Raw genomic sequence first — 20,315 nt, 5'->3', positions numbered from 1 at the left:
TCGCCAGCATTGCCGTGGGGATGTCCACCTGCGTACTGGCACAGGCTAGGCCGATACGTCAATTCGCCGTCCCTGCCGGACGTTTGTCGGACGCGTTGCTGGTCTACGCACAGCAGGCTGGTGTCTCCATCGCGATCGACGATCCGCGTCTCGATCGCTTGCGGACGGCGGGGGTGACGGGGCGGCTTGAAATCAGTGAGGCCTTGCGCCGGCTGCTCGACGAAAGCGGTCTGACTTTCACATTCAGTGATGACGCGACGGTGCGCCTTGTCTGGCATGCGGCTCTGCGGCATTCGGTCGCTCCAGTGAGAGTTCACTCAGCTCCGCCGGCACCCGTGACGGGTGGCGAGGAGATCGTCGTCGTCGCTACCAAGCAAAGCGCCTTGCTGTCCGACTACCCGGCCAGCATTTTGCTGATGGAGCTGGGCGGCGGTGATGCCGCACAGGCCGGCAACGAGGGGACCGGCTACGTGCTGCGTCGCTTGCCGGGTCTTGCCTCGACCAACCTGGGACCGGGCCGGAACAAGATATTCATTCGCGGCGTCGCCGATTCAAGCTTCAATGGCGAGAGCCAGGCGACGATCAGCCAGAACCTTGGTGAAGCGCGCCTGATCTACAGCGCGCCCGACCCGGATCTGCTGCTCTACGATATCCAGCGAGTCGAGGTTTTGGAAGGACCGCAAGGTACGTTGTACGGCGCCGGAACACTGGGCGGCATCATCCGCTTGCTGCCCCGCGCTCCCGTCGCGGGTGAGACGTCGCTATCGGCTAGTGAGGGTGTTCGCTTCACGCGTCATGGCGCCGCGGGATTCGATGCTGCGATCGTCGGCAACTTGCCGATTGCAGATCGGCTGGCGGTGCGGGCGGTTGTCTACAAATCCAGCGAGGGCGGCTATATCGACGATGCCTTGCGGCAGCATTCGAATATCAACCGCAACCAGATCTCCGGTGGCCGCGCCACATTGCGCTGGACTCCTGACGCAGACTGGACGGTCGACGTCGGGGCAGTGGCGCAGGATGTCGAATCGCGCGACGGACAATATGCGCAGACCGATGTCGGTGCGCTTTCGCGCAAGTCGGCGATCGCCCAGCCGTTCGACAACGACTATCGGCTGGGGTCCTTGACCGTGACCCATACCTGGGACGGCAAGGAACTGGTTTCGGCAAGTTCTTTCGCCCGGCACACGATCGACACGATCTTTGACGCGACGAGCATTCCCGGCATCACTGTTCCGCAAGCCTATCTGGAGGATCGATCCATCGATCTTATTTCTCACGAGACACGGCTTTCCGGCCGCTTTGCGGACACCGGCCACTGGCTGATCGGAGGCAGCATCGTCTATAACAAGGATCGCTCCAGTCGCAGCTTGGGCGCCGTCGATGCGCCCCAGCCGCTTGCCGATCTCGTAAATTCGACAGTCGACACGGCGCTTTTCGGCGAAGCGACCAGGCCGATCGTAAGCACGCTGGAACTCACCCTGGGCGGTAGGCTCAGCTATGTGAGGCAGACCAGCGAGGTTGCGGGCAGGGAGGTTCGCGGCGCTTTCGAGCCGAGGCGCAAGCAGTTCCGCGCTTTGCCGTCGGCTGCGTTGTCGTGGAAGACTGGCGGATGGTTGTTCTACGGGCGCTACCAGGAAGGCTACCGGCCCGGCGCACTGCAGATCTCAAGCGTGGGCGACCAAGTCACCGCCCAGCGCTTCGAGCGTGATCATATCGGCACGTACGAGCTCGGCTTGCGATTTGGTAGTCGCCCGCACGCGCGGTTGACCGGCTCACTGGTCGCTTCGACCGCGTCGTGGGACGATATCCAGGCCGATCTGGTGGACACGAACGGCTTGCCCTTCATCGCGAACATCGGCTCGGGCCGTGTCCGAAACCTGTCGGCAAGCCTGACATGGCGACCGACCGAGCGCTGGACTTTGGACGCGTCGGGATTCATCGCATCGAGCAACTTGTCCAAGCCGGCGCCCGCATACAGCGGATCTATCGACCGCGATCTTCCCAGCATCGCCGACGAGGGCTGGCGACTAGGGGCGCGATATGGTGGCAATGTCGGAGCGGCGAACGTCACGCTGGATGCCGGGCTTCGCTATGTCGGCCGATCCAAACTTGCGGTGGTGACACCTTTCGATCTGCCTCAGGGCGGCTACTATGATGTGTCTGTCGGGGGGCGCTGGTCGCTGGGAGCTTTCGGCATCTCGCTCGATCTCGACAACGTGCTGGATTCACGCGCCAACACCTTTGCGTTCGGCAACCCCTTCTCCCTGGCTTCGGGCACGCAGACCACACCCTTGCGCCCACGCTCGGTTCGTATCGGCGTCGACGCAAGTTTCTGACGATGACGAAGCGCCGGCTTGTCTTGCCTTGGACTGCGACTTCGCTCTGGCTGAGGATCACGTTCGCGTGTGGCGCCCCGGACGCTTCATTCGCTCGGCACGGTGCGGGTCGCGGTCCATCCTGGCGATGTCGGCAAGGCCTCGCTACTCGCCAGCATCAAGGCGACCGTTGCTTCCTTCGCGTCTCGCCGGCCTGCTGTACGCTACGCCGACCTGCTCCCGAACGCGCCTGTGAACTGAAGCGAACCTGCGGGTTCTGCTCCGCCCCGGAGTCTTGTGAGCATGGTCGCTCCGCTCTCCATCGTGATCCCGATCCACAGCTTCGAGCCCGGCGGGGTCGAGCGGGTCGCGCTCAACCTTGCGCTGAGCTGGCAGGAGGCGGGGCACGACGTGACAGTGGTGCTTGGGCGAGACAATGGTCTCGACCGTGCGCAGGCGCCCCGGCTCAAGTACGAACGTCGCAAAGGCCCTTTTCGCACCGCCCGGTTCGAATCCATTTGGATGATCTGGTGCTTGCTCGACCATCTGCGGCGAAGGCGCGAAGACGTGATCTTCTGCTCGGGCAATACTTATGCCGTCGTCTGTGCGGCGGCGCGCATCATGCTGGGCGCCGATTGTCCGCCGATCGTGGCGAAGATCAGCAACGATCTGGTGCGTCGCGACAAGCCGTGGCTCGGTCGACTGGCTTATCGCGCCTGGTTGCGGGTGCAGGGTCTGATGCTCGACCGCTTCGTCGCCATCGCGCCGCCGATGGCCGCCGAGATCAGCGCGTCGATGGCGGTCCCTGCACGGCGCATCGACGTGGTGCCCGATCCCGCGCTGTCTCGCGAGCGTCTGGATCGGTTGCTCGCCATCCCACGATCGAGCGACCGTGGCGCGAACGTGCGGTTCATCGCCGTCGGGCGATTGGTCCCGCAGAAGAACTTCGCCTTGATGATCAGGGCGTTCGCGCGCGGCTTCAGTCCCGGCGACACTTTGACCATCGTCGGCGATGGTCCGCAACGATCCACCCTGGAGGCGCTCGTGCGATCGCTGGCCTTGCACAACTGCGTGCACTTCACCGGTCACGTCGCCTCGCCCGATCGCCTGCTGGCGCGTGCCGACTGCTTCTTGCTGACCTCGACCTACGAAGGGGTGCCCGCCGTTGTGATCGAGGCGATCGCCGCCGGTCTGTCGATCGTCGCGACCGCATGTTCGTCCAGCATGGCCGAGTTGCTCGGCGGCGGCACGCGCGGGGTGCTGGTGCCCACGGATGACATCGATCAATTCTCCGGCTGGATCGCGGACGCATTGTCGTTGCCGGCGCCGACACCGGCTGGGCGCCGCTATGCGCAGGATTTCGTGATCGAGGAGGCGCGTGACCAGTATCTTGCGATCATGCGCGAGGCCGTCGATCTCGCGGCCGAATGCAGGTTGCGGTCCCTGATGTTGGCGATGCGGCACCGGGATGCCCGCGGAATCTAGTGTCGGCAAGGTCAGCCAGAAGGTGATCCCCTTGAACCAGTCAGTCGCGTTGAAGCCGGCAACGGCCTTTCCTTCCCCTCTGCGTGCCCAGGATACGATGCGGCACCCCAGGGGCGCGGCGTTGCTGCCACTGTTTTTCTCCGCCCCGATCGAGACAAGTCGTCGAAATTAGTTTCACCGATCTGATGCGGGTGGTGGAAAGGCACGGAGTCCTTGCTGCGTGCGTATCGGTTTTCTCTTCAACCACGACCAGATCCACCAGGTGGCGCACAGCCTGCCGATCGCGCTCGCCCTTGCCGATGGCGGGTTCGACGGGGAACTGCTGGTGGCGACCACGAACAGCCGCCTCGCCGCCGAAGTCAGGCGTATCGCCGGCGACAAGCTGGGGCGGCAGATCCAGCATGTGGAACTGCAGCCTTCGCCGATGACCCGGCGGGTCGACGCGGTGCTCGGCAAGGTGGTACCCGCCGCGAAATTGCTGATTTACCGCGACAACCTGGATTTCTTTTGCACGCTCGACGTGCTTGTCGTCGCCGAGAAGACCTCGCTGGTGCTCAAGGAACGCTATGGCTTGCGAGATCTGGCGATCATCCATACCCGGCATGGCGCCGGGGACCGGGCGATCGGCTTCGATCCGGCGAGCGCCCGGTTCGATCATGTCCTATGCTCGGGGCCGAAGATCAAGGCGCGCCTGATGGCCGAGGCCGGTGTGGCCGACGATGCGATCTCCGTAGTCGGCTATCCCAAGTTCGACCTGGCGCGTGATGCGCCCAGCCATCGCTTCCTGCCCACTTGCGAGAAGGCCGTGCTCTACAACCCACACGTCTCGCCGCATCTGTCGTCGTGGTATGCGCATGGCCATGCCGTGTTCGAGACGTTCCTCGACAATCCGCGGTACGGCCTGATCTTCGCGCCGCACGTCATGCTGTTCGAGCGTCCTTGCGTCGTGACCATCGACAAGCTTGCGGTGGACCGTGCCGGCTCGATCCCGTCGCGCTTCCTGCGCGGCGACAACATCAAGATCGATCTGGGGAGCAGGGCGGGCACTGACATGACCTACACCCTATCGGCCGATATCTATCTCGGCGACGCCAGTAGCCAGGTCTACGAATTCATGATCAAGCCACGGCCTTGTGTGTTCCTGAACAGCCAAGGCCATGACTGGCGCGACAGTCCGAATTTCACTCACTGGCAGATGGGCGAGGTGATTTCCTGCCCCGAGTCTCTGCCCGCCGCGCTCGATCGCGCCGAGGAGCTGCACGAAACGGTTTACCACCCGATCCAGCAGCGCCTGTTCGCCGAAAGCTTCGACCTGACCAACACACCATCCTCCGTTCGCGCGGCCGACGCGATCTCCCGCTTCGCGGAGCGACATCGTTTTGCCCACAGGCACCTGAAGCTTGTCCCTGCAGCCTGAACACCGGCGAACGTTGGCACGCACCTCGCGAGAACGGTCGGCCGGCAGGGAAGGCGTCGCCGACGGACCAGCCATAGCTTCTCCGACAGAGTTTCGTGTTCCACCCGGCAACGAGAGTGGGACGGTTCGCCGTATCTTCGCCGGGCTCGGCCTCGTGCTGGGTGGCAAAGCTGGAGCCGGCCTTATCAGTCTGGCCTACCTGTTCCTAGCCACGCGCTTTCTGGGGCCGGCTGAATACGGCGTCCTGGTGCTGGTCCACGCCTACGTGACGACGGTCTGCGGTATCGTCGAGTTTCCGGCATGGCAGGCGATCGTCCGATACGGCGCGGAAGCGGAACAGGCCGCGGAGCCGCATCGCCTGTCTCGCTTACTGCGCTTCGGCTCGACCCTTGAACTGTCGGCGGGTGTCGTCGCGATCCTGTCTGCGATGGTCCTGGTTCCTCTCGTCGGCCCGCATCTGGGTTGGCCGCCAAAGGCCATGGCGTTCGCGCCATTCTACGCCTTTGCCGTTCTGGGATCGGTCCGCTCGACGCCAGCCGGGTATCTTCAGCTTATCGGTCGGTTCGATCTGCTGGGCCTGCACAACCTGGTGCAACCGTGTGTGCGGTTGATCGGAACGCTGGTGGTGATCGCCTTTGGCTGGGGCATCAAGTCGTTCCTCGTGGCCTGGCTGATCGCCGCCATGTGCGAGTTCGGCGTGATGTGGGCGATGGGCCTGTGGTTTGCCTGCTGCGATCTCGGCCCGGCTTTGTGGCGCCCCCGAGCCGGGCAGGTCGCAGCGGAAAACCTTGGCATCTGGCGGTTCCTTGTCGCGACGAACGTCGATACCACCTTCAGCGAGCTTTCGGGCCGCGCCGCGCCGCTGATCGTCGGCTGGGTGCTGGGACCGGCGATGGCAGGCCTGCTCGCGGTAGCGCAGCGCGCGACCGTGGTGATCGCGCAGCCGGCGCAGATCCTGGGTAACACCGCCTATGCCGAACTGGCCCATATCGTCGCCGCGGGGCAGGGCGGACAGCCATTGCGGCGCACTCTGGCGAAAGTCGTCGGCATCGGACTGGCGGCGGCATTGCCGGTCGTGCTGCTGGTGCTGGCTTTTCCGCAAGGGATCGTGCGTATCCTGGCAGGGCCAGAGTTCAGAGGTGCCGCGACGGTCATGGTGTTGCTGGTCGCCTCGCGCGCCGTCGCGCTGATCGGCCCGTCATGCAGTTCGGCGCTGTCGGCGCTGGGGCATCCTGGCCGATCGATGCTGGCCAATCTGCTGTCCAGTCTGGCGTTCCTGTCGGCGCTGCCGTTTCTGCTCCAACGCTATGGCCTGCTTGGCGCCGGGTATCAGGCGCTCGGCCAGGCGCTGCTAGGAAGCGGCTTGTTGGTATTCCTGGTCTGGCGCAGCAGCTTGCGGCAACGATGACCGCGAAGATCGCCTACGTCATCAATTCGGTCGAGGGCGGCGGGGCGGCCCTGCCGGTGCCGTCGATTGCCGAGGTCCTGCGCGGTCAGGGCGCCCAGGTTCGCGTCTTCGCGCTGACCCCGCGGGACGGACGGGCGTTGCCTGCCATGATGGCTGCCGGGCTGGATCCGCTTGTGCGGCACGGCAATGAGAGGGATCACGTCGCGGCACTGCGCTGGTTGATGCGCGAGACAAGGGGCTGGGGTGCCACGCACTTGTGGACGTCGCTCAGCCGCGCCACGCTGCTAGGCCTGATCGCGGGTCCAACCATGGGCTTACCGGTGATCGCCTGGCAACATGCCGCTTATCTCAAGCCCTGGAACCTTCGATTGCTGCGGCTCCTGCAACGCAACGCGCTGCTGTGGGTGGCGGACTCGCGTTGCGTCGAGCAGCTGACTCTCGACCGCCTCAAAGTCGCACCGGATCGCCTGGAAACCTGGCCCATCTTCGCGGCCGAACCCGCGATGCCGTACGCCGAAGCATGGCGACCGGGCGAACCGTTGCGGATCGGCAGCCTGGGCCGCCTCCATCCCGTCAAGGGCTACGACGTCCTGGCCGAGGCTCTCGCATCGCTGCGCCGCGAGGGTTTCCGGGCCGAGGTGCCGATCGAAGTGACGATCGCCGGTGAGGGCGCGGAGCGGGCCAGGCTCGAAGCGGCGATCCGGCAACACGATTTGCCGCTCAAGCTGTGTGGCTACGTCGCGGATCCACATGCCTATCTCCAGGGCCTCCACCTCTACCTGCAGCCGTCCCGTTCGGAAGGCTTTTGCATCGGCGTGCATCAGGCCTTGTCCGCTGGGCTCCCGGTGATCGCCTCGCGCGTGGGGGAGCCGGCCTTCAGCATCCGCGAGCACGAGACAGGCTGGCTCTCTCCGCCCGGTGAAACGCGTGCACTGGCGGATGCCTTGCGGCGGGCGCTGGCCAGCCCATCAGCTCTGGCGCGGATGGGACAGCAGGCGCGTGCGGATGTTCTCGACCGCTTTTCGCGACAGCGCTTTGAAGCCGCCGGGGGCGCTATCTGGCGCCGGGTCTCCGCAGCATCCGGGACAGATCGATCCTGAGACCCGCGAGCGAACGGTCGATCGTCTTCACATCCACCAGCGTGACTGGCCCGCAGGCTGACAGCGTGTGCATGCCCTCGCTATTGGATGGTGCGCCGTTCGGCAAAGCTAATGGTTCGCCAACTCTCGCCGAAAAGCTGCTTTCATCAAGCCGATCGATCCACAAGGGGCGAACCGCGCCACCATACGTGCGCGAACAATCCTGCACCGGCAGCATGATCCGGCCATCGATCACCATCGGCGTGCCCCCCGGGCGAGACGAGCGGGCATCGCGGCGCACCGGATTGCCGGGATGCACCGTCCATGGACCGCACAAATCGTCAGCCCAAGCGACATGCAAGTGCCCGATCTTGCTCTCGCGACTGGTCGCAGGGGAATAGAACAACCACCAGCGGCCAGCGTAACGCAGCATCGAGGCATCGACGGGCACGCAGTCAAGCACGATCGTACATTCGGCCCGCCAGTCGGCACACTCGGCATGCGCCCTGTAAAGCGTCAGTGCACCGGAACGATGCGCTTCGGGCATCATCCAGGTCACACCATCGGCCTCGAACACGAAAGGGTACGACAGGTGCCACGGCTCAGCGAGTGCTGGCTCGCGTGTTATGAGTTCATGTTGTCGGTCGAAGATCAGTCTCTCGATCGTGCCATGACGTGTACGGTAGTCGTAGTGTTCGACAAACATGTGTAGATGCTGGTCCACCCAGATCCCGAACGGATCAGCCAGGAAGCAGAAGGATGGCTCGACTGGCAGCCAAGTAACGGAAGCGAGCGCCCGGTCGGGTTTGAACAGCTTTTCAGCAGCGTCGCATATGATAGCGACTGCCCACAGGTCTTTGCGTCTCGGCATAGCGACAACCTAGCAGATGCCTTTGATCGAGCAAATCAAGCGATGATCGATCTTCATGTGCAGCGCTCGCTCAGTCGCTGCTGGTTGAGCACCATCTGCGTTAGGGTGATAGGATGAGCGTCAGCGTGTTCTCGGCTGCGGTGCCGCCGATGAGGAACCAGGCGGCGCAGCCGGCGGCCATGCACAGGATGACCAACGGTTGGCCAGCAAGCGCACCGCCGGCTGCACCGGCTACGGTGGCTGCCAGCCAGCCCGCGGCCATGGCGGGGCCAATGCCGGAAATGGCAAGCAGGCCAAGTCCTGCGAGCAGGCCACCAATGCCGCCAACGGCCGCACCGATCCCGCACCCGCACTGCGAAATGGCGACAACAATCCCAATGGTGCGTTACAGTGCAACTGGCGCGCAAGATGGGCTACGCCTTCCATAGCTGGTCAGATTATTCCTGAAAAAACCGTTAGGATTTGAATGCTGCTTCTATCCTTGCTGCTGGCGGGCGTGCCGATTGCGACAGTTTATCCTCACCCGGTCGAACCAGCGCGTTCGCGGCTCCTGCCGCTTAGCGAGGAGGATCTGGCGACTTCGGCTGAGACAGGATGCCAATTCACCTTCAGCCAGGGCGATGCGACCTACATCCACATGATCGGGCTCGACTTCCTCATCCGCACTGCAGATGGCCTCCATAAATGCTTGATTTCGCAGACCCAATGGCACGGCTTCGGAGTGGGCAGTGGAACAACCATCGCGTGCGGTGGACGCCGCTTGTCGCTTCGGCGGACGGGCCCGACAAAAGCGTATCCCGAAACCGACAGCGCAGGCGGCAGCGCAGTGCTGACCATGGCCGAAGGCGCACGGAGCCGGACGCTCCGCGGCGATTGGGGAATAGCCTGTTGAGCTCAGGACCGGGGGGAAGCGAGCACATGCAACGAGGTTGCGTGCACCGCCGTCCTGTTATGGCGGCACGCTCCAGCCTCTTCCGGCTGCACCAATTGGCTGAGGCGCGTTCCTCCTCCACCGGCCCAAGTTCCAAGGCACGGTCGCCATGGCGTGTGAGTGGTGTCGGTGGGATACTCGATGAGGCCGCAGGAACAGCGGTTTTAGCGCGCGACGCTACCGGCAGCTTTCGTCTCGAAGGGGGCGAAAAGACGTACGGGCTTCATCAAGCAGCAAGAGGTGCAGCTAAGAGCCGGATATGACGCCGTCGTGCCCGTCCTGCCGGATCGTAAGGGTTAGCAAGGGTAGCCCTACGTGTAAGATAGCGAGCCACCAGAGGTTGGCCGTAAGAGCATAGCCGACGGCAAACGCCAGTGCGGCCACGATGCTACCGGCAAACTGCCCGAAGTTCTTAAAGCCATGGCCGACGCCATAGGCGATGGCGGAAACGATGACGGCGGCGACAAGGCCGACGTGAAGAGGAAGGTAGAGCCGAGTCTCATTGCCTTTGATTGGGGCGGAGATGGCTGCTGCTATGACGATGTCATGTGACGATGCTGGTAATAGCGGAACTCAGCGGATTGAGATCTTCACGGGCGCAGGGAAGCGCCGGGATTGGTCGCCTGAGATAAAGGTCTCGATCGTGGCTGAGAGCTACTCGGGCCATGAATTTGTCAGCGCCGTGGCGCGCAGGTATGCGATGTACCCCTCACAGCTGTTCACCTGGCGCCGGGAGTTGCGCAAGCAGATGCAGGCTCAAGGGCTGGCGCTGCCCGCCACCTCGGCGGCCGCGCCTCTGTTCGTTCCGGCAGTGGTGGAGCCGTCTGCGCCAAGCGACGTGGGTCCGGTTGGCAGGCGCCCACGACGCCGGCGGCGATCGTCACCCGGCGCGGTGGAGTTGGAGATCGACGGAGTGGCCGTGAAGATCGGGCGCGGTACCGAAAAGGGGCTGATCGCGGCGGTGATCGAAGCTCTCAAGGCGACGCGATGAACGGACCTGTTGCTGGCTCGCGCGTCATGGTCGCCACCGGGCAAGTCGATATTCCGTAAAGGCCCCGACTCCCTGGCTGCGCTCGTCGGTGCCGAGTACGGCGGCGATCCCTTTTCAGGGGTGATCTACGTCTTTCGAGCAAAGCGCAGCGACCGGATCAAGCTGATCTGGTGGGATGGCACCGGCCTGTGCCTGATGGCCAAGAAGCTGGAGCAAGGAGGCTTCCGCTGGCCGGACATCCAGGACGGCGTGATGCGCATCACTGCGGGCCAACTCGGCGCTTTTCCTGAAGCATGAAGCCGTCTGCCTGCGCCTGCTTGATGAAGCGTAATCGGCGAAGATCTAAGAAGCCGTAGCGCCTGATCCCGCTCTTTCGCGTTGGCGTATCGAGCAGACCTTTGCGTTGGTAGCTGTGGATCGTCTCAACGCTCACGTTCCCACCGGCAGCCAGCTGGCCAATTGTCAGCGATCTAGAGCCTTGACTCTGTCCAATGGTACAGACCCTATATCAATGCCTACGAGATCACAAGAAGCGTGAAGTGTCGGATATGAGCAACCACCCGGCAGCCACCAACAAGGCGGTGATCCACCGCATGGTGATGCCGAAGCATACCTGCCCATACGGCCTGAAGGTCGTGCACCTGCTGAAGCGCGCCGGCTAGTGGGCCATCGACGGCATCGTTACGGTTCAGCGCTGCATTGTCTTAACTCCTTCGTCACGAAGAACCTTCCGCGCTTCTGCTTACCGCCTCACGGATCGTGGCGGATGACGTAACCAGCTCTCGTTGCAGCTCGTCCGTGCGGACGAGGGACCCGCGGCCAAGCCGTTAATGTCTGCTGCGCCTTTGAGCGCGTCCGAAAGCAAGGCACCCCGACCCGATCCGACAAATGCTTGTGGCAACGCCGGTATCGCCGCGAGGCTGACCACGGAAAGAAGCGTAACCCGCATGAACGATACAAAACTAATTGCCAAAAAACAGAGCCTAACCTCCATGCCCGATTAAAGAAGCAGCCGTTGGTTCATCTCACTAATCAGCCAATGCCAACGACGTGAAGTGGGATAAATCTGTCGTTTGAAGAAGGTTTGCCCCATGGCGACGTCCGACCTGCGGTTTGACGTTTACCATGTTTTGCCAGTGCCGAGGGGCCCAGCGCCACTTGGTTGAAACCTCGTCGTACATTGGGCATAGTCGGCACAAGGGAAAGCTCGTGGCGTCCGTCACTTCCCCCGGGCACTTCGCTCTCGTTCAGCGCTATGGTGATGGTGGCGAACCTTCAAGAGGTCGTGCCGTGTCACCACGCCGACTACGCGGCCGCCCAAGCCATCCGTGATCGGGATGCGGCCGACCCCGCTCTCGACCATCAGGTCGGCGACCCGGCTAATGGGGTCATGCGTCATTCCAGATGGCTGCGATGCATCGGATAGTACGTCGGCAAGTGTCGTATCGAGCGCCGCGCCGGTGACTTGCCAGCGCAGCGCATCAGTGCGCGAGACGAGCCCCTGCAACGTCCCGTTCGCTGCCACGACTGGATAGCTGCGATGCCGAGCTTCACCCATAAAGAAGGTGATGGTCTCTCCGACCGTTGCGGTGCCGGGCAGCGTCGCGGGATCACGCGTCATGACTTGCGCGGCCTGGAGGAAGTCGAACGGATCGACCGTATATTCCTGCAGGATGTGCCGGCCGCGCCTGGCGATTTTCTCCGTAAGGATCGAGCGGCGCATCACGAGCACGCTGATTGCGTATGCGCTTGCCGAGGCCGCGAGCGTGAGCGGCAGCATGGCAAAATCGCCGGTCAACTCGACCGCGAACAGGGCGGCGGTGAGCGGAGCACGCATGGCGCCGCTCAGTATACCCGCCATGCCGGCGAGGGCCCAAAGCCCACCTCCGCCCGGCAGGTATTGCCCCAGCAGGAAACCAAGTGCGCCACCCATGAGCAGGAGAGGGGCAAGCACGCCGCCGGACGTTCCCGAGCCAAGTGCGATCAGCCATACGATCGCCTTGACCACCACCAGCGCGATGGCGATCCGCAGGGCCAGCGAACCGTTCAGCAAGCCTTGGATGCTGTCGTAGCCGGCACCCAGCACATGTGCGTCGATCAGACCCCCAAGACCCACCGCGACGCCGCCGAAGGCGGGCCACCACATCCAGTGGACCGGCAGATGGGCGAACAGCTCTTCGACCTTGTAGAGCACTCCCGAAAGCACTGCTGCCTGCACGCCCGCGAGAATGCCGACCAGTAGAGCGATGCCGATCAGCGGCGCGCCGAGGTCGAGAGCATAGTGCGCCGGGAACAGCGGGCCGGCATCGATTAGTAGCGGCCGCCAGAGCCACGCGACGAGCACCGCGGCGACCACGGGTACGAAGCTGCGAGGCTTCCATTCGAACAGAAGCACTTCGATCGCCAGCAGGATCGCCGCGACCGGCGTGCCGAAGATCGCTGTCATGCCGGCGGTCGCGCCGGCGACGAGCAGCGTCTTGCGCTCGGCGGCGCTCAGGTGAAACGCTTGCGCGAACAAGGAGCCGATCGCCCCGCCGGTCATGATGATGGGCCCCTCGGCGCCGAATGGTCCACCGCTGCCGATGGAGATCGCGGAGGAGAGCGGTTTGAGCAGCGCGACCTTCAGAGACAGCCGGCTTTCCCCAAACAGGATCGCCTCTATGGCCTCGGGAATACCATGGCCCCGGATCTTCTCCGAACCGAACCGCGCCATGAGGCCGACGATTAGGCTTCCGACGACTGGCACAGCGACGAGCCAGACGCCTAGCGTGTTGTCAGTTATCGCGGCCGGACTTGCCGAGAGGCGGCCGAACCAAAACAGGTTGGTAGCGACGGCTATGGCCTTGAGCAGCATCCACGCCCCGAATGCTCCGCCGCTTCCTACGATCACGGCCGCAGCTGCCAGCAGGAGCATCCGCCAGTCGGCGCTATGGTCGGCGAGCGGACGGTGGTTGCGGGATGCGGCAGTCGAAGACATGAAGAGAGCTCGCTTACAGAAGAGACGGTGTGCCGCAGGTATATCGTATTGCGATATATATCAATGAGACTTTGCCTTGCGGCTGATGAGGGATCGAGCGCCATGCCACCCAAACTGACTGATGCGGATTACGCTGATCTTGCGGAGTTCCGCTTCTCGATCCGCCAATTCCTGGCTTTCAGTGAGAGCAAGGCCGCCGGTTCCGGCCTGACCGCCCAGCAGCATCAGGCTCTGCTCGTGATCCGTGCAGCGGACGCGGGCGTCGCGACTGTCGGTCATCTCGCGGAGCGGCTGATCCTCAAGCCCCATAGCGCGACTGGGCTGGTCGACCGGCTCGTCGCGCTCGATCTTGTGCGACGGCAGCCTTCGGCCCGCGACAAGCGGCAGGCCTTGCTCACGCTAACCAAACGCGCAGACGATATTCTGGAAACGCTGACTGCGACCCATCGCGAGGAAGTCTTGCGCCTTCGTCCGATGCTGATTGAAATGCTCGAAAACATGCGAACTTGACAAGTTGGCGGTTTCCTTGCCGTCGCAAACGGCACCAGACGCGGTCACCGCAGCAGAAGAGGACTGGATGATGACCATACCGCGCGAAAGCAAGACCGCGATCGGCGAGCACCAGCTGCATCCCGAAACGCTCATGCTGAACTACGGCTACGACCCTTCACTTTCCGAAGGCGCGGTTAAGCCACCGGTGTTCCTGACCTCGACTTTCGTTTTTCCCACTGCGGAGGAGGGGCGCGACTTCTTCGACTACGTCTCGGGTCGCAAAGAGCCCCCACCGGGGCAGGGTCGCGGGCTGGTCTATTCGCGCTTCAACCATCCCAACAGCGAGATCGTCGAGGACCGGCTCGCGATCTACGAGGGGGCCGAGGCAGGGGTGGTCTTCTCCTCGGGAATGGGCGCGATCACGACGACGATCCTGGCTTTTGCGCGGCCGGGAGACGTCATCCTCCATTCCCAGCCACTATATGGTGGCACCGAGACGCTGTTGACTCGGACACTGGCGAACCTCGGCATCAAGTCCATCGGCTTTGCGGATGGACTTGATGACTTGGTGATCGCTGCGGCGGCAGCGCAGGCGACCGCGCTGGGACGAGTCTCGATCGTCTTCATCGAGACTCCGGCGAACCCGACGAACAGCCTGGTGGACATTGCGCTTCTTGCGCGCATCTGCGACGGCATCGGCGTTAGGCAAGGTCATCGGCCGCTGCTGGTGTGCGATAATACGCTGCTCGGTCCGGTGTTCCAGCAGCCACTCAAGCACGGTGCCGACATCTCGCTCTACTCGCTGACCAAGTACGTCGGAGGCCACTCTGACCTGGTCGCGGGCGCGGTGTTGGGCTCGGCGACACTGATGCGCGAGATCCGCTTGCTCCGCAGCGCCATCGGGACACAGCTCGACCCGCACAGTTGCTGGATGCTGAGCCGCTCACTTGAGACATTGAGCCTGCGGATGGAGCGGGCGAACGCCAATGCCTCGGTCGCTGCTGCATTCCTGAAGCAGCATTCCAAGGTCACAAGCGTGGCTTATGTTCCATTTCATCCTGCCGGTTCACGACAAGCCGACACCGCGGCGGCGCAGACGAGCGGAGCTGGCTCGACCTTCTCGTTCGATATCGTCGGCGGACAGGCTGCTGCGTTCAAGTTTTTGAACCGTCTGCAGATCTTCAAACTCGCCGTGAGCTTGGGCGGAACTGAGTCTCTCGCCTGCCACCCGGCATCGACCACCCACTCGGGAGTCCCAGTCGGGACCCGTGACCGCATCGGCGTTCTAGGATCGACGATCAGGCTGTCGATCGGCATCGAGCATCCCGACGACATCGTCGCTGACTTAGCGAATGCCTTCGGCGCCTCAGAGGCGAATATCAACGCTCCATCAAAGGCATAGCTTGGGTTCCCGCCCTCATTCCAGGCATTGGCGGGCTACGATGCCGGGACCAAAAGCGGCCCTTTGTTCATTCCCATGATGTTGCCTGATCGGGTGCGAGCAGACGCAAGCAAAGGGCGGCTTCGGGCAGCACGACCGATACTGTCGATGTTTAGGCTCGGGGTAGGTGGCGGATTGGCGGCTTTGAAGCACTCGACGGGCGCACACGGACGCTTGTTTTGCGGTCAGGTATCAGGGCTATGCCCGCAGGAATATAAGCAGCACAGCAACAAGCCAACCACCAGCATATGCACCTGAGCGAAGGTGTCATCCCGGAGTCTTCCAGCCTCTTGGGCAGAGCATTTCATAACGGTATCAGCAAAGCTCACTAACAAGCCGCCTGTCTTGACGGTTAAGGTCTGGCAACCACAGGAGCTTCTATGTCCCACGATCGCCAGCTTCACCTTGGCGCCATTCTCGAAGGCGTCGGCACTGATCAGCATTCCTGGCGCGACCCCGATCTTGCCGGCGACGCCAGCATCGACATCGATTGGTACACGCACAACGCGCAGCTGGCGGAAGAGGCGAAGTTCGACCTTGTCTTCATCGTCGATTCCCCGTTCATCACACCCGACACTGCGCCACACTTCCTGAATCGTCTGGAACCCCTGACGCTGCTTTCAGCGGTGGCCGCACGGACAAGTCAGATCGGCCTCGTCGGCACGCTGACCACCTCTTACTGGGAGCCTTACAACGTCGCCCGGCAGTTCGGCTCGCTTGACCACATTAGCCGTGGCCGGGCCGGCTGGAACGTCGTCACCACCGGGTTGGAGGGCGCGGCGCGCAACTATGGTCGCGAGGAGCACTTCCTTCACGCTGACCGCTATGCCCGTGCACAGGAGTTCGTCTCGGTGGTGCAAGGGCTGTGGGACAGCTACGAGGACGATGCCTTCCCGCGCGACAAGGTGACGGGCGTGTTCCTCGACAAGTCCAAGCAGCACCGCCTGGACCATAAGGGCGCTCACTTTTCGGTTGCCGGTCCGCTGGCACTGACCCGCTCGCGCCAAGGGCAGCCGGTGATCTTCCAGGCCGGCGACAGCTCGGAAGGGCGGGACCTTGGCGCGCACATCGCCGAGGGCGTGTTTGCCTCGGCGATGGATTTTGATTCCGGACAACGCTATTATGCCGATCTAAAGGGCAGAGCGACTGCGCTCGGGCGCGATCCGGACCAGATCGTCGTCATGCCCGGTCTTTTCCCAATCCTGGCGGAGACGGACGAGGAGGCTCAGGCGATCGCACGCCGGCAGCAGGAGGGGCTGGATCTAGGCAAGCTGCTGGTGCAGCTCGGCCGCGCGTTCAACTATCATGACTTCTCGCAATACGACCTGGATGCCCCTTTCCCCGATCTCACCGGGGTGACGCTCAACAGCTACAAGGGCCATGCCGAGCGGATTATCGCCACTGCCCGCGAACAGCGGCTGACCCTGCGCGAGGCGGCTTACAAGCTGGGGCAGTGGAACAGCCCGTTCGTCGGTTCCCCCGTGACGGTGGCTGCCGAGATCGAGCGCTGGTTCGTGGGCCGCGCTGCCGACGGCTTCAACTTGCGCGTAACGCGACCCGCCGATTTCGCGCTGTTCCGCGAGCGTGTCGTGCCGCTCCTGCAGGAGCGGGGACTGTTCCGCCGCGACTACACAGGAGCGACGCTGCGCGAGCACCTCGGCCTGCCGGTCCCCGCGCATCGAAACGCGCGCCAAGATCTTCTCGAAGCGGCAGAGTGACGTGAATTTACTCGAGAGGCCCGTGACCAACCGGCGTGATGCCATTCGCGGTGTTGCAGCGGCGCTGGCGTTCACGACCTTCGGCGGCCTTGCGGGGTGTGCAAAGGCACAGAATTCCGCGCTGCGGGTCTCAATCACCGGCAAGGGCGAGAGTGACGATCGCCTTCTGTTCAAGGCAGCAGGGATCGCGCCCGACTTTCCGCTCGCCTACTCGGAGTTCCAATCGGGACATCTCGTGATCGAGGCGCTGAATTCCGGCTCACTGGATTTCGGCGGCGCCAGCGAAATCCCGCCGGTCTTCGCGGCTGCCTCCACGATCCAGAGCTTCCGTCAGATTGCCGTGTACCATGGGGACGTCAACAACCAGGTCGTACTGGTGCCAAAGGGATCGGCGATCAAGGATCTAGCCGGGCTCAAGGGCAAGCGCGTCGGCTATGTCCGCGCGACCACTTCGCAATACTTCCTGATCCAGATGCTCCGTTCGGTAGGCCTTGCTTGGTCCGATATCGATGCGGTGGCGCTGACGGTGACCGACGGCGCGGCGGCATTCTCGCAAGGCTCGCTGGACGCCTGGGCGATCTACGGCTTTCCGATTCAGCGCGCGATCGCAACCGAGGGGGCTCGCATCCTGAAGACGGCGCTGGGGTTTCTCTCCGGCAACTACGTCCTGATTGCGCATAGCGATGCGCTGGCGGATGCCGCCAAGTCTCGGCAGATCGCTGCCTATATGGGGCTGCAGCGAAGAGCGCTGGCCTGGGCCAATGCGAACCAGGACAGGTGGGCCGCGATCGTGGCAGCCGACATCGGTGTTCCCACCAGCTATGTCCGGGACCAGTTCCGGCGAAAGAGCGCCAGCTTCGAACTGCGCCCGGTCACCCGCGTCGCGATCGCCTCGCAGCAGAGAGTGGCCGACGTCTTCACTGACGCAGGCCTCATTCCCAGACGCGTCGACGTGCGGGGGCTGTGGGATCCCCGATTCAACGCCGATTTGACCAAGGGTAATTGATATGGTCACCCAGACGATCGCACGCCCGGTCGAAGTGCCGAGTGACGCGCGGCTTGCCAAGCTGACGCGCGAGCTTGCGCTGGGCGCGCAAGGTTACGATCGTTCGGGCGAGTTCCCGCGCGCGAACTTCGATCTGCTCGCCCGCGATCAACTGATCGGCCTGACTGTTCCCAAGCATCTAGGCGGCGCAAGCGCCGGCTTCGCCGATACGCTGAGGGTGCTGGGTGCCGTCGCCAAGGGCGAGCCCTCGACCGCGCTGATCCTGTTCATGACATATGCCTTCCACGCGGCGCCCGAGAAAGGCGGCCGCTGGCCCTCCGGGCTTTACGAGCGGCTGGCTCGCGAAGCGGTTGCGGGTCGGGGGCTGATTGGAACGTTCCGGGTGGAGCCGGAACTGGGCACCCCAGTGCGCGGCGGTCTTCCCAAGACCACCGCTCGGCGCACTGACAGCGGCTGGCGGATCAGCGGCGAGAAGATCTACTCGACCGGCTCGACCGGGCTGGACTGGTTTGCCGTCTGGGCCCGCACCGATGGCGACGAGCCGCTGGTGGGCCTGTTCCTTGTCGATCCGGCAAGCGCAGGAATAACCATCGTGCCCGAGTGGGACCATCTCGGCATGCGAGCCACCGTAAGTCACAAGGTCGTGTTCGATGAGACTCCAACGCCGCAGGGCTGGGCGGTCGACTTGCGCCGGCCGGAGGAGTGGGCGCCCAAGCCAGGCGAGGGCAATGGCCAGGCCTTGTGGAACGCGCTCGCGATCTCGACCATCTACGATGGCGTGGCCCGCGCTGCGCGCGACTGGCTGGCAGACTACCTGAACGACCGCGTGCCCGCCAACCTCGGGGCGCCGCTGGCATCGCTTCCCAGAGTGCAGGAGAAGTTCGGCGAGATCGATGCGCTGTTGCTGGTTAATCGCACGCTGATCGAGACCGCCGCGCACGCCGCCGACCGTGGCGAGCTTGCCCAATCGGATCAGGTCAACCTCATCAAGCACGTGGCCACGACGAACGCGATCCGCGCCGTCGAGATCGGCCTCGAACTGACGGGTAATCCCGGTATCAGCCGCAACAACCCCCTGGAGCGGCACTATCGCGACGTGCTGTGCAGTCGCATCCATTCGCCCCAAGCGGACACGATCCTGGTGGCGGCCGGCAAGGCGGGGCTGGCGCGATGAGCCTCCTTGTCGCCAGCCAGCTCGAACCGGAGTTCAACGCAGGCCTGGCCGCCCTTCCGTTTGGGCCGACCGTATATTCCGCGCCGGTCACGGAGCCCTGGCTGGCGGCATCGCGGGCCGACGTGCTGGTGGTGCGCCCTTCGCCCGAGTGGCAAGCGTTGCGCGACGCGCGGCCGCCGGTGTCCTGGCCGGGCAAGCTGCGCTGGGTGTGCTCGGCCTCGGCAGGGATCGATTTCTATCCGTCCTGGCTGCTCGACGCGCCGTTGGTCACGTGTGGGCGCGGCACTGCCTCGGACGAGATCGCCGACTACGTCATCGCCGCCATCTACCTGCGGGCCAAGGATCTGGCTTCGGCCTCGATCCGGTCGGCGGCGGACTGGCGCTTCGTGTCGCTCGGCCGCTTCGCTGGGGCTACCGTCGGTGTGGTCGGTCTGGGCGCGATCGGGCAGGCGGTGGCGCGCCGTGCGCTGGCGCTTGGTGCACGCGTGGTAGCGGTCCGCCGCGGCACTTCCGGTGCGATCACGCCCGAGGGGGTGGAGATGCTCGATAGCGCGGCGGCGGTGGTGGCGCAGGCCGACCACATCGTCATCTCGGTGCCTGCCACATCGGCGACGCGGCACTTGTTCGACCGCGCGCTACTCGCGCAAGTCAAGCCCGGCGCACACCTCATCAACGTTGCTCGCGGCTCGATCGTCGATCAGGATGCACTGATCCAGGCACTTGACCGAGGCATGCTCGCCTATGCCACGCTCGACGTGACCGACCCGGAGCCGCTGCCGGACGGGCACCCGCTCTATCTTCACCCCAAGGTGCGGATCACGCCGCATATCTCCTCCAACTACCAGGCCGTGCGTCATCGCCTGTTCGAGAAGCTGGCCTCGGACTTGGCTCGCTTCGCCCAAGGCGAGATGCCTTCGGACGTCGTCGATCCAAGGAGGGGTTACTGAGCGCCGCCGATCCTATGAGCGGCGTTGATAGGCTCAGCACTTGAACTCGATTGTGATTGCGCG

General features: G+C 63.8%; 20 protein-coding genes. 15 read left to right on the top strand and 5 right to left on the bottom strand.

Annotated elements, in window-relative coordinates; all coding sequences use genetic code 11:
• The first annotated feature begins 20 nt into the window (after positions 1–20).
• From ACXJ1Z_RS02300 to ACXJ1Z_RS02280, 5 genes are all read left to right on the top strand, one after another.
• Positions 21–2,336, top strand: coding sequence for a TonB-dependent receptor (locus tag ACXJ1Z_RS02300; RefSeq protein WP_463779253.1), 2,316 nt, complete (start codon positions 21–23; stop codon positions 2,334–2,336).
• A 282-nt stretch (positions 2,337–2,618) separates the two neighbouring features.
• Complete coding sequence (locus ACXJ1Z_RS02295) at positions 2,619–3,800, top strand: glycosyltransferase (RefSeq protein WP_463779252.1); 1,182 nt, start codon at positions 2,619–2,621, stop codon at positions 3,798–3,800.
• 220 nt (positions 3,801–4,020) lie between these two features.
• A complete protein-coding gene (locus ACXJ1Z_RS02290; RefSeq protein WP_463779251.1) occupies positions 4,021–5,217 on the top strand; it encodes a CDP-glycerol glycerophosphotransferase family protein in 1,197 nt (398 codons plus the stop codon).
• A 13-nt stretch (positions 5,218–5,230) separates the two neighbouring features.
• The gene (locus tag ACXJ1Z_RS02285; protein WP_463779249.1) at positions 5,231–6,625 is read left to right on the top strand and encodes a lipopolysaccharide biosynthesis protein; all 1,395 of its coding nucleotides are present in this window, start codon (positions 5,231–5,233) and stop codon (positions 6,623–6,625) included.
• Positions 6,622–7,725, top strand: coding sequence for a glycosyltransferase family 4 protein (locus ACXJ1Z_RS02280; RefSeq protein WP_463779248.1), 1,104 nt, complete (start codon positions 6,622–6,624; stop codon positions 7,723–7,725). The genes ACXJ1Z_RS02285 and ACXJ1Z_RS02280 overlap by 4 nt, the downstream gene beginning before the upstream one ends.
• On the opposite strand, the gene ACXJ1Z_RS02275 is transcribed toward ACXJ1Z_RS02280, so the two are convergent.
• The gene (locus ACXJ1Z_RS02275) at positions 7,679–8,575 is read right to left on the bottom strand and encodes a glucosamine inositolphosphorylceramide transferase family protein (RefSeq protein WP_463779246.1); all 897 of its coding nucleotides are present in this window, start codon (positions 8,573–8,575) and stop codon (positions 7,679–7,681) included. The two genes, ACXJ1Z_RS02280 and ACXJ1Z_RS02275, sit on opposite strands and share 47 nt — an antisense overlap.
• 100 nt (positions 8,576–8,675) lie before the next feature.
• Positions 8,676–8,837: a hypothetical protein gene (locus ACXJ1Z_RS02270; protein WP_463779245.1), complete on the bottom strand. Its 162-nt coding sequence runs from the start codon at positions 8,835–8,837 to the stop codon at positions 8,676–8,678.
• A 219-nt stretch (positions 8,838–9,056) separates the two neighbouring features.
• Between ACXJ1Z_RS02270 and ACXJ1Z_RS02265 the strand changes: the two genes are divergently transcribed.
• Positions 9,057–9,467 (top strand): hypothetical protein, encoded by a 411-nt coding sequence (locus ACXJ1Z_RS02265; protein ID WP_463779243.1) that lies wholly within the window; start codon positions 9,057–9,059, stop codon positions 9,465–9,467.
• Positions 9,468–9,752: 285 nt separating this feature from the next.
• Here ACXJ1Z_RS02265 and ACXJ1Z_RS02260 read toward each other — a convergent pair whose 3' ends face one another.
• Positions 9,753–9,947 carry a hypothetical protein gene (locus tag ACXJ1Z_RS02260; protein ID WP_463781143.1) on the bottom strand — a complete coding sequence of 65 codons (195 nt, stop codon included), beginning with the start codon at positions 9,945–9,947 and terminating at the stop codon, positions 9,753–9,755.
• On the opposite strand from ACXJ1Z_RS02260, the gene ACXJ1Z_RS02255 reads away from it, so the two are divergent.
• From ACXJ1Z_RS02255 to tnpB, 3 genes are read left to right on the top strand one after another with little or no spacing between them, the layout of a single operon-like run.
• The gene (locus ACXJ1Z_RS02255; protein ID WP_463779242.1) at positions 9,927–10,058 is read left to right on the top strand and encodes a hypothetical protein; all 132 of its coding nucleotides are present in this window, start codon (positions 9,927–9,929) and stop codon (positions 10,056–10,058) included. The genes ACXJ1Z_RS02260 and ACXJ1Z_RS02255 overlap by 21 nt on opposite strands.
• A complete protein-coding gene (gene tnpA / locus ACXJ1Z_RS02250) occupies positions 10,030–10,497 on the top strand; it encodes an IS66-like element accessory protein TnpA (RefSeq protein WP_463779241.1) in 468 nt (155 codons plus the stop codon). The genes ACXJ1Z_RS02255 and tnpA overlap by 29 nt, the downstream gene beginning before the upstream one ends.
• Before the next feature lie 9 nt (positions 10,498–10,506).
• Positions 10,507–10,794 (top strand): IS66 family insertion sequence element accessory protein TnpB, encoded by a 288-nt coding sequence (gene tnpB / locus ACXJ1Z_RS02245; RefSeq protein WP_463779239.1) that lies wholly within the window; start codon positions 10,507–10,509, stop codon positions 10,792–10,794.
• Here the strand turns inward: tnpB and ACXJ1Z_RS02240 are convergent.
• On the bottom strand, positions 10,757–10,948 hold the full coding sequence (locus ACXJ1Z_RS02240; RefSeq protein WP_463781142.1) for a MerR family transcriptional regulator: 192 nt from the start codon (positions 10,946–10,948) through the stop codon (positions 10,757–10,759). The genes tnpB and ACXJ1Z_RS02240 overlap by 38 nt on opposite strands.
• A 768-nt stretch (positions 10,949–11,716) precedes the next feature.
• Positions 11,717–13,474: a chloride channel protein gene (locus tag ACXJ1Z_RS02235; RefSeq protein ID WP_463779238.1), complete on the bottom strand. Its 1,758-nt coding sequence runs from the start codon at positions 13,472–13,474 to the stop codon at positions 11,717–11,719.
• Positions 13,475–13,576: 102 nt separating this feature from the next.
• Here ACXJ1Z_RS02235 and ACXJ1Z_RS02230 point away from each other — a divergent pair, with 102 nt between their 5' ends.
• The 6 genes from ACXJ1Z_RS02230 (at position 13,577) to ACXJ1Z_RS02205 (ending at position 20,252) form a co-directional block, all read left to right on the top strand.
• Entirely contained in the window at positions 13,577–13,984 is a 408-nt protein-coding gene (locus ACXJ1Z_RS02230) for a MarR family winged helix-turn-helix transcriptional regulator (RefSeq protein WP_463779237.1), read from the top strand.
• Positions 13,985–14,000: 16 nt separating this feature from the next.
• The gene (locus ACXJ1Z_RS02225; protein WP_463779235.1) at positions 14,001–15,368 is read left to right on the top strand and encodes a cystathionine gamma-synthase family protein; all 1,368 of its coding nucleotides are present in this window, start codon (positions 14,001–14,003) and stop codon (positions 15,366–15,368) included.
• 419 nt (positions 15,369–15,787) lie between these two features.
• The gene (locus ACXJ1Z_RS02220) at positions 15,788–17,125 is read left to right on the top strand and encodes an LLM class flavin-dependent oxidoreductase (protein WP_463779233.1); all 1,338 of its coding nucleotides are present in this window, start codon (positions 15,788–15,790) and stop codon (positions 17,123–17,125) included.
• Between the two features lie 22 nt (positions 17,126–17,147).
• The gene (locus ACXJ1Z_RS02215; protein ID WP_463779232.1) at positions 17,148–18,131 is read left to right on the top strand and encodes an ABC transporter substrate-binding protein; all 984 of its coding nucleotides are present in this window, start codon (positions 17,148–17,150) and stop codon (positions 18,129–18,131) included.
• A gap of 1 nt (position 18,132) precedes the next feature.
• Entirely contained in the window at positions 18,133–19,305 is a 1,173-nt protein-coding gene (locus ACXJ1Z_RS02210) for an acyl-CoA dehydrogenase family protein (RefSeq protein ID WP_463779230.1), read from the top strand.
• A complete protein-coding gene (locus ACXJ1Z_RS02205; RefSeq protein ID WP_463779229.1) occupies positions 19,302–20,252 on the top strand; it encodes an NAD(P)-dependent oxidoreductase in 951 nt (316 codons plus the stop codon). Before ACXJ1Z_RS02210 ends, ACXJ1Z_RS02205 begins: the two co-directional genes overlap by 4 nt.
• Positions 20,253–20,315: the final 63 nt, after the last annotated feature.

The organism is Novosphingobium sp. TK46, from assembly GCF_055361525.1.
Note: the sequence above shows the minus strand (reverse complement) of the source record. Positions and strands in the feature narration are given on the sequence as shown.